Below are 13,619 nucleotides of genomic sequence, written 5' to 3' on the forward strand. Positions count from 1 at the left end.
GTGTGAGTGTCCAACCCTTAAATATGATTTCATTGGATTGTTGAAGAAATTTATAAATTCAAGGGAATCTTATACTGTGTTAAACAACTTATTACCCCGTTTAAATGGTTTCCTATTGATTTATTACAAAACCTTTATCTATTAACCATTTTTCTATTTGTTTTGGTAATGATTCAGAAATCTTCAACGGGTCAAACTCTTTATACAACTTTCCTATCAAATCAGTTTGTAAGGATTTTAAATTTTTATCCTTTAACAAAAGAACACTCTTACCCATACCAAGCATATAACCAACTTCAAGTGATACATTTGGATTGAAATCTTCTTCCGTTATCCGATCAAATACCGCAATACCAAAATTGCAGCCGTGCATATAAACCTTTACATTCGGAAATAGATCATCCATGTATTGTTTATCATCAGCTCGTAGTGCAGTAATGTTATTTTTGTCTAAAACATCTTTAATGCAAGTAACAATTTCTTCGTGTAACTCTGTGTCATTGAATTTCATAATAATAAAAGCAGTTTTCTTTGTTACAGAAAAATCATTCCTGAATTTTTGAAGCCCTGAGGCTATCTCGGGATTTGATGCTGTTTCTTCAGACATGTTTCTTTCTGATTTCTTTTTTGCCTGTAATACAGTGCTAACATACTGCACAACAATACTTTGGATATAATCGTCAAGTTTTTCCGCTGGGACATGAATGGGGAATGAAAAAGCCCATACTACTTCCCCTACATCAATTCTTACCTGATGAGTAAGACTATTCAGGTCTAGCCTACCAAATGATGAAAAATCCCTATAAAATATTTTCGTTTCTGCAATATCTGCAAATACTGCATGATAATTATTAATATCTTTTCCAACTAAAAGATATCCACATTGTTGAACAGATAATATAGATGCAGGCACTTGTAAGTCAAGCGCGTATTTTCGTACCTTCTCGCCAAATAATCTAATTATGGCATTTACTGCATTTTGTTCATTTTCTGGAAGATCACCACCTACTGATGCCATACCCCCAGATGTTATAAATTGAATTGCTGACATCGATAAATTCCCTCCTTGAAATATTATTTATCAATAATCGATATGCAATTTTGTGAAGAGTGTGGTTTCTAATTACCGAGAAAATAGAATTGTAATATTGCTTGAAAACATGTAAGATTTCTCGTCTTAATTCCATCTTTGCGTAACTTAGTTAAATTTTTCCTACACTTGCTGTGGATTGTTTTAAATCTCTCTATATCGTTTATCAAGCTGATCTATTTAAAATATTCCAAAACCAAAAAAAGGTAATACAAAACCCCAATACTATAACTATTATATATCAATGCTTATAGAAAAAACGCTCCCCAGGCATAACGGAGGGCGCGAGCCCGGGGAGCGTTTGAAAAAGGCGAATTAGACGGATTCTGTGGGAGCCAGGTCCGCGATCCATTCGCGTTCCTGCCACAACGCACAGATGCCGTTGGATTCGTCCAGGCGGAAGTCGTTCTCGCGGATGGCATTCAGCAGCGGCGATTTGAGCGCCTCGATCAGGGGCATGTCGCGCAAACTGGCATCCGTGTAGGGCGAGAAGGGGCAGGGTTCCACGTCGCCTTCAGCGTTGATGTGCACGAAGCCCTTGCCGGCTGCCAGGCAGCCGCCGAAGTCGATTTCGCTGCCGGGGAAAGCCAGGAACAATGCCGGGTACTCACGGCGGTAACCCACCAGAATGCGGTTGAGTTCGTTCACCTGCGGCACGGTCATGATCATGTCGTCCGTTCCGGGGGTGACGGGAATGTAATTAATGAAGAAGAATACCTTGCAGTCCAACGCCACCAGGCGCTCGATGAACTTGCGGTCGACGACAGTTTGAAAATTATCGTGCGTGGTGGTGACCGAAACGCCGTAATAAATGCCGGCCTGCTGGAAGCGCTGGATCAGCTCGAAGCCGTTCTCGTATACGCCCTGGCCGCGGCGTTTATCCGTTTCCAGCTCGTAGCCTTCAAAGCTGACGATGGGAATCACATGCGGTTGTTTCTTCAGGCGCCGGATGTGTTCCTCCTCCACCAGCATACCGTTGGTGAAAGGGGTGAAGATGATGTTGGGGTGCGCGGCGGTGACGTCCAGCAGTTCCTTGCGCATGAAAGGCTCGCCCCCGGCCAGCAAAATATACGAAACGCCGATCTCATCTGCCTGGTCGATGACCTGCGCGAATTTCTGCGGGTTGAACTCGCCGTGTTTGGGTTGGTGCAGGACCTTGGCGTAGCAGCCGCCGCAATCCAGGTTGCATTCCGTTGTGATGCTGTAGATCAGCATGGGTGGTACCTGCACGCCCTGATTTTTCCAGCTTTTCCTGCGCCGGCTGGCGAAATAGAAGCGCACGATCTTATTACCGAAGAAAATGGCTTTGCGCGGGTGGCTCAGGCTGAATTTGACTGCCTGTTTAAGACCGATGTTGAAATGTTCGTTGAACCACTCGGTGTAGTTCAATGGTTTTGCCTTGTTTACAGGCATGTCAGTTGAATTCATTCTTTTTATCCTCACAATAATTTACGTAAAATAAGGAAAATGGTTGCAAAAATGAGTATAAAAAATCCCCATTCCCGATTTAGGGAATGGGGATAGTGTTTTGAAATGATTAACATTCCTTTTTGTAATAATCCTTGAAGTAATCCTTCAGAACCTGTCCGGTGTAGGACGATTTTATTTCGCACACTTCCTCGGGTGTGCCCGTGGCCACCAACTGGCCGCCGCGGTCGCCGCCCTCCGGCCCCAGATCGATAATGTAATCGGCAGTCTTGATGATGTCCAGGTTGTGTTCGATGATCAACACCGAGTTGCCGGCGTCCACCAGGCGCTGCAGCACTTCCACCAATTTGTGCACGTCGGCGGCATGCAAGCCGACCGAAGGCTCGTCCAGCACGTACAGGGTCTTGCCGGTGGCGCGGCGCGAGAGTTCGCGCGAAAGCTTGATGCGCTGGGCTTCCCCGCCCGAAAGGGTGGTGGCCGATTGGCCGATGCGGATATATCCCAATCCCACATCCTGCAAGGTTTCCAGTTTGTGCGCGATGCGGGGAATGTTCGCGAAAAACTCCATGGCGCTGTCGATGGTCAGATTCATCACTTCCGCGATGGAAAGTCCCTTATATTTGACTTGCAGTGTTTCGCGGTTGAAGCGCGCGCCGTGGCAGACATCGCAGGGCACGTACACATCCGGCAGGAATTGCATTTCAATACGCAGTTGACCGTTTCCCTGGCAGGCCTCACAGCGCCCGCCGTGCACGTTGAATGAAAAACGTCCACTGGTATACCCGCGCATCTTGCTTTCCGGCATCTCGGTGAATAACTTGCGCACCTCATCCCACACGCCGGTATAAGTGCCCGGGTTGGAGCGCGGCGTGCGTCCAATGGGGGATTGGTCGATGTTGATGATTTTGTCTAAATACTGGATACCTTCGATGCGTTTATAGCCGCCCGGATTGGTGCGGGCGTGGTTCAACTCACGCGCCAGAGCTTGATAGAGCACGTCCACCATCAGGGAGGATTTTCCCGAACCGCTCACGCCGGTGATGCACACCAGTTTACCCAGGGGAATTTCAACATCCAGATTTTTCAGGTTGTTAGCCTCCGCGCCAACGATCGTCAGGTGTTTGCCGTTGCCCAAACGCCGTTTTTCAGGCATCGGGACGGTCAAACGACGCGACATATAGGCTCCGGTGAGCGATTTTGGGTTTTCCAGGATGGCTTTGACCGGCCCTTCGGCGATGATCTCGCCGCCGTGTTCGCCGGCGCCCGGCCCCAGGTCCACAATCCAGTCCGCCGTGCGGATGGTCTCTTCGTCGTGTTCCACCACCAGGACAGTGTTGCCCTGGTCGCGCAGCTCTTTCAGCGTGGCTAGCAGGCGCGCGTTATCGCGCGGGTGCAGCCCGATGGAGGGTTCATCCAACACGTATAGCACGCCCATCAGCTTGGAGCCGATTTGGGTGGCCAGCCGGATGCGCTGGGCTTCGCCGCCGGAAAGTGTGGCGGCCGAGCGTTTGAGCGTCAAATAGCCCAGGCCGACATTAACGAGGAATCCCAGCCGGTCATGAATTTCCTTCAGTACGCGTTCCGAAATAGCCCGGTCGCGCTCATTCAAAGGAGAATCATCCCCCATGATTTTTACAATCCAGGGCAGCGTGCGTTCCACCGGCCAGCCGGTGACTTCCATAATGTTGTTGTCGTCAACCGTAACAGCCAGCGATTCCGGCCGCAGGCGGTTGCCGTTGCAGTCCGGACAGGGCTGGTCGCTCATAAATTCCTGAATTTTGCTGCGAATGTATTCGGAATTCGTCTCCCGAAAACGCCGCATCAGGTTGGGGATGACGCCTTCGAACTTGGTTTTCAAAACCGTGCGGCGGTTATCCGCGCTGCGCAGGTCCATTTCGACTTCCTGTCCGTTGGTGCCATACAGGATGACATTCAGTTTTTCTTCGGGCAGGTCTTTGATGGGCGTGTCCAGGTTGATGTGGTAGGCTTTGGCAGCGGCGGAAAGCATCTGCCAGTAATATTTGCCCTGATCGCGTGAATCATTCCATTCCATGGCCACGATGGCGCCGTCGTTGAGAGAAATTTCCTTGTCCGGGATGAGCAGATCCGGGTCAATTTCCTGTTTGATGCCCAGGCCCTGGCAGGTCGGGCAGGCGCCGTGCGGGGTGTTGAAGGAGAAGTTGCGCGGCTCGATTTCCGGCAGGCTGACCCCGTGCTCCGGACAGGATAAATGTTCTGAGTAGAAAAGGTCGGTAGGCGGTTCGGTGGACATGTTTTGTACGATGACGCGTCCCTCGCCAAATTTCAGCGCGGTCTCGACTGAGTCGGTCAGCCGGGTAACGAAAGCTTTTTGGTCGGCTTCGTTATCACTTGCCTGGATTACCAGGCGGTCAACTACCGCTTCAATGTTGTGTATTTTGTAGCGATCCAATTCAATTTCTTCGTCCAGGTTGTAGACCTGGCCATCGGCCCGCACGCGCAGAAAACCGGCTTTGCGTATTTCGTCAAAAACAGCCTGGTAGGTGCCTTTGCGGCCGCGGATGATGGGCGCCATAATCAGCAGGCGCGAATCCTGGGGCAGGTGCGCGACAATATCGACGATTTCCTGCGCAGACTGCTTGACCACTTCACGGCCGCAGATGGGGCAGTGCGGCACGCCCACGCGCGCGAACAGCAGCCTGAGGTAATCGTATACTTCGGTAACCGTCCCCACGGTGGAGCGCGGGTTGCGCGAGGTGGCTTTCTGGTCGATGGAGACGGCCGGGGAAAGTCCTTCGATGTAATCCACGTCCGGTTTATTCATCTGGCCGAGGAACTGGCGCGCGTAAGCGGACAGGGATTCCACGTAGCGGCGCTGGCCTTCAGCAAAAATCGTATCAAATGCCAGCGAGCTCTTGCCGGAACCGGACAGACCTGTAATCACCACGAATTTATCGCGCGGGATTTCCACGGTGATATTCTTTAAATTGTGTTCGCGGGCGCCAACCACCCGGATTTTGTCTTGTGACATACAACCTCTTTTTAGAACATAATATCTATATTATAAAGCAATTTTTGATTATAACATCCATAAAAAAACATCCCCGGGTGGTTTTCCGGGGATGAATGATGTTGAAATGATTGGGATACCGGCCGAATTACTGGGCAGGGTAGTCGTCCTGGCCTTCTCGGATGCCTTCCCAGGGATAATAATCGGTCCCCTGAGCGGCTGCCCGGATGGCCGGGTCTTTAGAGAACAAGCCGGCTTCTTCCGGCGGGATCAATTCGGCGATGTGGGTCATGATTTCGTTGCCGATATCATCCAATTGGTGCCGGCGTTCATAACGGCTGCCGAATATCTTGAAAGGGCCGAAGGGCTTACCAATGCGAATCTTCACCTTGGCGCGTTTGCCCTGGCGCAGTGCCGGAAATATTTTGGGAAATCCGGTCAACCCTATCGGCAGCAGCGGCGCTTCCGCCACGGCGGTCAACAAAGCCGCGCCGGGCCGTGCCGGCCGCAGAATCTGCGCCCAGGATCCGCCTTCGGGGAAAATTCCGACCACACCGCCGGATCTTAAGATCGCTTCCGCCTGTTTCAGCGCAAAGGTCGAGCCTGTGCCCCGATAAACCGGCAGGTACCCCCACATTTTGGGGAGAAATTGCACGATTTTCGGCGCGTGCGGGGTGACCGCTCCGCCGATGAAGTCCATGGGCCAGGGCGCCACGCTGATGAAAGCGGCCGGGTCGATGAAGCTGAAATGATTCCCGACCATAATCAATGGGCCGGTCCTGGGAAAATTCTCTTCACCCTCTATTTCCATATCCGTGAGCACCTTGAAAATACCGCGTGCCAGGTATTGCATTAGTCGGCGCAGCGGTTGGTTTGGCCGGTAGGATGGTTCCCCGGATGTGGTTAACTGGGCGGCGGTCATGGTAATTTACTCCTCAACTGTGTTCTTGGCTGCTCTACGGCCTTCATTTTCATTCACGAAGAGCAGCGGCATTAAACCGACCAGCAGGAAGAAGACGATGGTGACCAGCGCAAAGCGCGTACCGATCTGTTCTGCTACGGTTTTGGTGGCTTCATTATTAGCCAAGGCAACGTCGGCCTGGGAGAGCGCTTTGAATAACCAGTTGGATAAACCGGTGGCAGCCAGCCCCATGACGCCGGGGCCGATGATGGAAGAAGTCCGGCCGGTCAGGGAGAAGAAGCCGTAGAATTCGGCGCTCTTATGGGCAGGTGCGAATACGCTTACCATGGTGCGGGAAAGCGACTGCACACCGGCCATGGCAAAACCGGCCAGGGCGCCCACGATGAAGAATCCCGTTTTGTTGGGGACGAACATCATGCCCAGCACCGAGATGATCATCAGCACCAGGGAGTTGATCAGGCTTTGTTTGTAGCCAATCTTTTCACCCAGCAATCCGTATAAATAGGCACCGGCAACGTTGGTAACCTGCACGATGATGACAAAAATAATCAATTCGGTACTGGTTACGCCAAAAACGACAGCGCCGATGATGGCTGCGAAATCCAGGGCGGCGATGATGCCGTCGTTGTAGATTAACACTGCGATCATGAACTTGATGAATTCTTTGAAGTTGGCAACCGATTTGATGGTGTTTTTCAAGCGTTCAATTGCGATTGTAAAAAAGCCTTTGCCGCTTTTATTCTGCGGACGGTGTTTTTCTTCCAGCCAGAATATGGTTGGCAGGGTAAAAAGCGCATAGTATACCGCGGTGATGACGAATGACCAGCGGATGACCAATGAATTGCCCGGGTTTAATTGGATCAGGACCAGCACAATGACCAGACAGATGATGCCGCCCAGCGAGCCAATCGCCCAACCATTGCCGGATACTTTGCCAATTTCATCTTCGTCAGCCACATCCACCAGCAGCGAGTTGTAGAATACCTGCCCGGCGCGGTAACCAATTTCGGCAATGATAAAGAGGATCATGCCCAAGAATACATCACCCTTGTTCACAAAGAACAATAAACCGGTGAAGATGATCGAAACAAAGGTCATTACCAGCAGGAAGGTCTTTTTGCGACCGGAGTAATCCGCCAATGTCCCTAAAAATGGCGAAATTACAGCTACAACCAGCATGGAAATGGTCAAGGCAAGACCCCATAAAGCGGATCCTTCAGCGGTGCCTACGACACTCTGTTTGAAATAAGCTGCATATACTGCCAGCAGAACAACGGCAGCATAGGCGGAATTGCCAAAATCATAGAAATACCAGGCCCACTGCGCTCTTTTCTTCTTTTTTACGTCCGCTTTTTCTATCATAATAATTTCCTTTTTATAAAAATTTGAATGTAAATATTTTAACACTACCCATAATATTTTCGTTGTGCAGCAATTTTCTTGGTTGTTCGAATGAAAAAAATTGAATTCCTGAAAATGAATATAAAAAAGCGAGCAAATGCTTCAATCATTTGCTCGCCGGATGTACTTATCTGTTGAAATTAATCAACCTGGTTAACATGGTTGCCCTGGCCAATGCCGAAATAGGTGAAGCCAAGACCGCGCAGGTACTGGCTGTCCCATAAATTACGCCCATCCACCAGAACGGGAGTGCGCAGGAGTTTGTAAACCTTCTCAAAATCGAGCTGCTTGAACTCGTTCCATTCGGTTGCCAGCACCAGGGCATCGGCGCCCTCGGCAGTCTGGTAAGGATCATCGCAAAGTTGGATTTTCGGCAGTTCTTTGGCGGCGTTTTCCATAGCTTGCGGGTCATAGCCCTTAACAGACGCGCCTTCATTCAATAACAGGTGAATGATTTCCGTGCCGGGAGCTTCGCGCATATCATCCGTGTTGGGTTTGAAGGATAGGCCCAAAACGCCGATGACCTTGCCGTTGAGCGATCCGCCCAGCACCTTGCGCAAGCGGTAAACCACGCGCCGGCGTTGGTTGCGGTTAATATCCATCACTGCCTGCAACAATTGCGGTTGGCTGTTGTGCAGCACAGCCATGTGCGCCAGCGCTTTGACGTCTTTGGGGAAGCAGCTGCCGCCCCAGCCTAAACCGGCGTCCAGAAAACTATGGCCGATGCGTTTGTCCAGGCCCATGCCTTTGGCGACTTCGCGCACATCCGCGCCCAGTTCGTCGCAAATATTGGCGATTTCATTGATGAATGAAATGCGAGTGGCCAGGAAAGCATTGGAGGCATATTTAATCATTTCAGCCGTGCGCAAATCCGTAATCAGGATGGGCGCGCGCAAAGGTTCGTATAGTCGTGAGACTTTTTCGGCGGCTTCCCGTTCCAATGAGCCCAGGACAACACGATCGGGATTCATGAAATCTCCGATAGCGCTGCCTTCGCGCAGGAATTCGGGGTTGCTGACTACCGAGAAGTCCAATTTCTTGGAATCTCTGGTTTGTGAAATAATGTCCGCTACCCAATCGCCGGTGCCGACCGGTACAGTGGATTTGTTGACCACGATGATGGGGTGATCGACAACCTGGGCGATCGTCTCAGCTGCATTACGCACGTATTGAAGATCGGCTTCACCGTCCACACCCGATGGCGTGCCAACCGCGATGAAGGCAATTTCCGCGTCTTTCAACGCGGTTTCATAATCGGTTGTGAAGAAGAGCCGCTTGCTTTTGATATTCCGTTCGACGATTTCTTCCAATCCGGGTTCGTAAATTGGCATGATGCCTTGATTCAGTTTGTCGATGCGGTCTTTATTGATATCCAGGCAGAAAACCTGATTGCCTAAATCGGCAAAACAGACGCCTGTGACCAGCCCGACATATCCAGTTCCAATGACGCAAATATTGCTCATATTTTGTCTCTCCTGGTTGGGAATTATAGCTTAACTTGCTTTAAGTATAAACGCTGCCGAATAAAAATGATTATCTTCCACCGGATGGGGGATGGTTGGCGTAAGAATGATAGAATGGGGCTCATGTCTATGACAAAACGACCTATAAAGACTTTCTATATTGAATCATTGGGCTGCGCCAAGAACAGCGTGGATTCGCGTTCCATGGCCGAGTTGCTGGATATGGCCGGATATGAAGAATGTTTTCAGGCCGAGGAATCCGATTTAATTATTGTGAACACCTGCGGGTTTATCCAACCGGCAAAGGAAGAATCGCTGCAAGTGCTGCGGGATTATGCCCAGGAGAAGCGTCCCGGCCAATATCTGGTGGCCGCCGGCTGCCTGGGAGAGCGCGAAAAGCAGCAGTTGGCCGCGCAGGTGGAAGGGCTGGACGCAGCCCTGGGCACGCGCCGCTGGTCGGAGATTGTCGCGGTGGTGGAGAAATTGCGCCAGCCGGGCGACTCGCCCTATTTTTATTTTCCGCCGACCAAACAAATCATCGAGAGCGGCGAACCAATCGTGCGCGCGGCGCTGGAGGGCAGCAGTGCTTACCTCAAGATTGCCGACGGCTGCGATCGCGGCTGCGCCTTTTGCGCCATCCCGCTCATCAAAGGCCCCATGTTCAGCCGCCCCATTCCTGAGATTTTAGCGGATGCGCAGGCTTTGGCGGAAGCCGGCGCGAAGGAAGTGATCCTGATTGCCCAGGACACCACCACGTATGGGCGTGATCTGGGTATGAAGGACGGCCTGGCCGCGCTGCTGGGCGAACTGGCCGTTACCGTGCCGGAAATTCCCTGGGTGCGGGTCATGTACACCTTCCCGGGTATGCACGCGGAGCCGCTGATTGAGCTGATGGCAGCCGATAACAATATCCTGCCTTATTTGGATATCCCTTTGCAGCACGCTCACCCGGATGTGCTCAAGCGCATGCAGCGCCCATCCGATATGAAATGGGTGCGGGATACTTTGGGTAAATTCCGCCAGGCCATCCCGGAGGTGGCTTTGCGCACCACTTTCATTGTGGGTTTTCCGGGCGAAACCGAAGCCGAGTTCCAGGAATTGCTGGATTTCACGGCTGAGATGCGTTTTGACCACGTGGGCATCTTTCCGTATTACCACGAAGCGGACACTCCCGCCTTTGCGCTGGAAGATACCATTCCGCAGGAGGTTAAGGATGAACGTATTCAGCGCCTGGCCGCCCTGCAGGAGGAAATATCCCACGCCAATAATGAGGCCTGGATTGGCCGCGAACTGGATGTGCTGATTGAGGGCACCGGGGACGGCATCTCCGTCGGGCGTTCCTTCCGCGACGCGCCCGAGATCGATGGGCTGGTGCTGTTGGATGAAGTGCTGACGGAAGGCGAGCTCACGCGTGTCAGGGTGACCGGGGCGTTGACGCACGATTTGATGGCTGAACGCAAATAAAAAAACGACCCCGGAATTAATTCTTGGGGTCGTTTGCTATTATTTTATAAATTTATATCATCCGGTGCTGTCTGTATCGCCGCTGCCATCGGCTTAAGCAGGTTCTTCTGGTGATACTATGTCTGTCGGGACGACTTCAGGTTCTGAAGGTTCAATGGTTTCTTCGACCGGGATATCCTCCACGATTTCCTCGGTAGGTGTCTTGGTCGGCGGGTGGCAAACGCCATAAGCTTTGTTGTACTTGGACTGCAAATCATCCGTTACGGTCATAGCCAGGGCCAGATTGTACTGGTCTTCCGCGCCGCACGCGTCGTGTTCGTCCATAAGTTTGTCGCCGTAGTAAATCAGGGCGTAGTAATAGCGCTCCGAAGCGGTCATGCTGCCGTCATAAAGGCTGGGCATGGAGGCCACCAATTGTGAGAAGTAATTCACCACTTGCTGCCAATCCAGGTCCCAATAGCTGGCACCGGTCAAGTACAAGCGGGCGACTGTGGAGTAATTAACCGCTTCTTTATCCAGCGGGGCATATTTTTCAAGAACGGAGAAGTAGTAAAGCCCTTCTTCCAGATTGCCTTCATTCAGGATCATCTGAACCGCACGGTAGCGTAAGGCGACGTAATACATGCCGTCCACTTCAATGGTGCGGTAAGAATAATCGGCGTTGCGCAGCGCTTCCAGCGTGTTCACGGCTGCTTCCCACTGCTGGCTTTGGACTTCCTGTGAAGCCTGGGCGAACAGGGTTTCCACATCGCGGTTATCGGGTGTGGCTGTGGCTGCCGGTGTAGCAGTAGGTTCGTTCGATTGCGCGATCTTCACCATCGTTTCCGTGTATTTCTCGGTCAGGCCGGGAAAGTCCGGATATACCTTCAGCACATATTCAAAATGGGTGCGGGCCAGATCGTAATTTCCATTGTTCAACTGCTGCACGCCATATTGATACTGCAAGGCTGCTTCGCCGAGCATCTGCTCGTTTTGCTGATTTAAGCGGTCATTGATACCGCGTTTATAACCCAGCCCACCGCCAATTACGGCAAGGATGATAACGGACAAAATACCGAATACAATCACCCGCCATAGCTTGGGCTTCTTCACCGTCAGGGATTTTTCCCTTGAGGTTTTGATCTGCTGGGTGTCGCCGCCGGGTTTATTGGCGGTTGAGGATGTATTTATTTTTTGTGTGTCTTCTTTTTTTGCGGGCATGGCAGCAATTATACCTTTTTTATCTTTTTTCAATTTCCTGAGAAGATTTCAATATTTCTATATTGTTTACATACTGACCAGTATCTTCAATTCTTTCCTGACAAAGAACAACGCCACGGCCATGCCGATCAGCGAGGCCAAAAGTCCGACTGCCAGGCTGGGCAGGGCTGCGGTCAGCGTGTTCAACATCAGCAGGATGACCAACCCGCCGATCAGGCTGCCCAACAGGGCGCGCAGGAAAGTGGCTTTGGTATCCGGCTGGCCGGCGGTAACCTGCCATAAATGCTTGATATTTCGTTGAATTCCCTTTTCCTTCAGTGTGACAAGACCGAACGTCAGGAACAGGAAAGCGGCTTGGGCTGTGAAAGCGGCCGCGTCGGCCAGGGCGATCCCCGGCGCGCCCATCGGATTCGCCAGCAGGGCGCCGAACAGGATGTACACAACCAGGTTGACTGCCGATCCGATTAATGGATAAACGGCGTTTTGACGGGCGAAGAAAATGCGCGCGCCCAATTCCAACAGTACGTGGCTCAGCAATCCGGCCAGGAAAGCCCGTGAAACCCACAGCAGCAGCTGGGTGCTTTGCGCGTCGAAACCGAAGGCGAAATCCAGGAAGGGGCCCAACACGGCTGCCAGCAGAATTGCGGACGGCACGGCCAGGGCAATCATGACTTGCTTGATACGGGTGATCGTCCGGCGGAATTGCTCCACTTCGCCTTTGGCAAAGTGTTCGGATAGGGTGGGCAGCAGCGCGGTTCCGATGGCTGTACCAATCAGTGTTTCGGGAACCTGCAGGATCATCCAACCGTAGGTCAGGGCAGAAACAGACCCCAAAGGTAGGCGGGAAGCGATGTTATCGCGGGCAATGAAGGTAAGCTGGTAAAGCAGCATGCCGCCCACGCGCGGGCCTAGCATATTGATTATCTTGTGCACATACTGGTCGCGCAGGTTGATCTTGGGCGACCACTTGAATTGATATTTGACCAAGCCGGGGATGAGGATCAGGAAATACATGGCGGATCCCAGCAATACGCCGTACACCAGGCCGTTTAAGCCCAACCCGTAGGCGGGCAAGGTCAGCGGCCCAAAAGAATAACCGTTCTCCGGCGCCAGTACGACCGCGCCGTAGATCTGGCCGACGTTGTAAAGAATCGGCCCCAGGGCCGGCAGCAGGAAATGCTGGTTGGCTTGCAGCCCGGCGATCAGCAGACCGGCCATGGAAAATATCAACGTGCCGATCAGGTTCAGGCGCATCAGGTGTACCACCAGGGTTTGTTGTTCCAGCGAAAATCCGGGGGAGATGCCCCAGGGATGCTGTACCAGCGGCCAGGCAAACACTGCCACCAGGACGGAAAGCGCGGCGGTGATCAGAAATGCGAAATTGGCTATCTGGCTGAAAACTTTCCAGGCAGCTTCGCGGTTTTCCTTGGTTATCACTTCCGTCAACACCGGAATGATGGCAACCGCCAATGCGCCGCCGGAAATCAGGGCATAAAGCATGTCCGGTACGTTGTTGGCTACGTTGAATACATCCAGGTCGGAAGAAAGGCCGAATTGGCGCGCGATGATCAGCTGGCGCAGGATGCCCAGGACTTTATTGACGCCAAAACTGACGGATACCAGGATGGCTGCTTTGGAAAGCTTTGTTAATTTACTCATTGA

At 51.9% G+C, this 13,619-nt stretch carries 9 protein-coding genes; 1 reads left to right on the plus strand and 8 read right to left on the minus strand.

Annotated elements, in window-relative coordinates:
- Positions 1-112: 112 nt before the first annotated feature.
- From Pelsub_RS05945 to Pelsub_RS05970, 6 genes are all read right to left on the minus strand, one after another.
- The gene (locus Pelsub_RS05945) at positions 113-1,051 is read right to left on the minus strand and encodes a hypothetical protein (protein ID WP_198418407.1); all 939 of its coding nucleotides are present in this window, start codon (positions 1,049-1,051) and stop codon (positions 113-115) included.
- A 354-nt stretch (positions 1,052-1,405) separates the two neighbouring features.
- On the minus strand, positions 1,406-2,518 hold the full coding sequence (locus tag Pelsub_RS05950) for a radical SAM/SPASM domain-containing protein (protein WP_116224642.1): 1,113 nt from the start codon (positions 2,516-2,518) through the stop codon (positions 1,406-1,408).
- 109 nt (positions 2,519-2,627) lie between these two features.
- On the minus strand, positions 2,628-5,528 hold the full coding sequence (uvrA, locus tag Pelsub_RS05955; RefSeq protein WP_116224641.1) for an excinuclease ABC subunit UvrA: 2,901 nt from the start codon (positions 5,526-5,528) through the stop codon (positions 2,628-2,630).
- Positions 5,529-5,655: 127 nt separating this feature from the next.
- The gene (locus Pelsub_RS05960; protein WP_116224640.1) at positions 5,656-6,429 is read right to left on the minus strand and encodes a lysophospholipid acyltransferase family protein; all 774 of its coding nucleotides are present in this window, start codon (positions 6,427-6,429) and stop codon (positions 5,656-5,658) included.
- A gap of 6 nt (positions 6,430-6,435) precedes the next feature.
- Complete coding sequence (locus Pelsub_RS05965) at positions 6,436-7,791, minus strand: MFS transporter (RefSeq protein ID WP_116224639.1); 1,356 nt, start codon at positions 7,789-7,791, stop codon at positions 6,436-6,438.
- Positions 7,792-7,970: 179 nt separating this feature from the next.
- Entirely contained in the window at positions 7,971-9,293 is a 1,323-nt protein-coding gene (locus Pelsub_RS05970; protein WP_116224638.1) for a UDP-glucose dehydrogenase family protein, read from the minus strand.
- A 129-nt stretch (positions 9,294-9,422) separates the two neighbouring features.
- Here Pelsub_RS05970 and rimO point away from each other — a divergent pair, with 129 nt between their 5' ends.
- Positions 9,423-10,757: a 30S ribosomal protein S12 methylthiotransferase RimO gene (gene rimO / locus Pelsub_RS05975; RefSeq protein ID WP_158675000.1), complete on the plus strand. Its 1,335-nt coding sequence runs from the start codon at positions 9,423-9,425 to the stop codon at positions 10,755-10,757.
- A gap of 93 nt (positions 10,758-10,850) precedes the next feature.
- Here rimO and Pelsub_RS05980 read toward each other — a convergent pair whose 3' ends face one another.
- Positions 10,851-11,957, minus strand: coding sequence for a hypothetical protein (locus Pelsub_RS05980; protein ID WP_126440415.1), 1,107 nt, complete (start codon positions 11,955-11,957; stop codon positions 10,851-10,853).
- Positions 11,958-12,023: 66 nt separating this feature from the next.
- Positions 12,024-13,616: a murein biosynthesis integral membrane protein MurJ gene (gene murJ, locus Pelsub_RS05985; RefSeq protein WP_116224635.1), complete on the minus strand. Its 1,593-nt coding sequence runs from the start codon at positions 13,614-13,616 to the stop codon at positions 12,024-12,026.
- Positions 13,617-13,619 lie beyond the last annotated feature (3 nt).

Source organism: Pelolinea submarina (genome assembly GCF_003966975.1).
GTDB lineage: Bacteria > Chloroflexota > Anaerolineae > Anaerolineales > Anaerolineaceae > Pelolinea > Pelolinea submarina.

What these genes read in the sequence shown, in the direction of transcription:
- Pelsub_RS05945 (WP_198418407.1), bottom strand. Translation starts at nt 1,051, where the DNA reads ATGTCAGCAATTCAATTTATAACATCTGGGGGTATGGCATCAGTAGGT.
- Pelsub_RS05950 (WP_116224642.1), bottom strand. Translation starts at nt 2,518, where the DNA reads ATGAATTCAACTGACATGCCTGTAAACAAGGCAAAACCATTGAACTAC.
- uvrA (WP_116224641.1), bottom strand. Translation starts at nt 5,528, where the DNA reads ATGTCACAAGACAAAATCCGGGTGGTTGGCGCCCGCGAACACAATTTA.
- Pelsub_RS05960 (WP_116224640.1), bottom strand. Translation starts at nt 6,429, where the DNA reads ATGACCGCCGCCCAGTTAACCACATCCGGGGAACCATCCTACCGGCCA.
- Pelsub_RS05965 (WP_116224639.1), bottom strand. Translation starts at nt 7,791, where the DNA reads ATGATAGAAAAAGCGGACGTAAAAAAGAAGAAAAGAGCGCAGTGGGCC.
- Pelsub_RS05970 (WP_116224638.1), bottom strand. Translation starts at nt 9,293, where the DNA reads ATGAGCAATATTTGCGTCATTGGAACTGGATATGTCGGGCTGGTCACA.
- rimO (WP_158675000.1), top strand. Translation starts at nt 9,423, where the DNA reads ATGACAAAACGACCTATAAAGACTTTCTATATTGAATCATTGGGCTGC.
- Pelsub_RS05980 (WP_126440415.1), bottom strand. Translation starts at nt 11,957, where the DNA reads ATGCCCGCAAAAAAAGAAGACACACAAAAAATAAATACATCCTCAACC.
- murJ (WP_116224635.1), bottom strand. Translation starts at nt 13,616, where the DNA reads ATGAGTAAATTAACAAAGCTTTCCAAAGCAGCCATCCTGGTATCCGTC.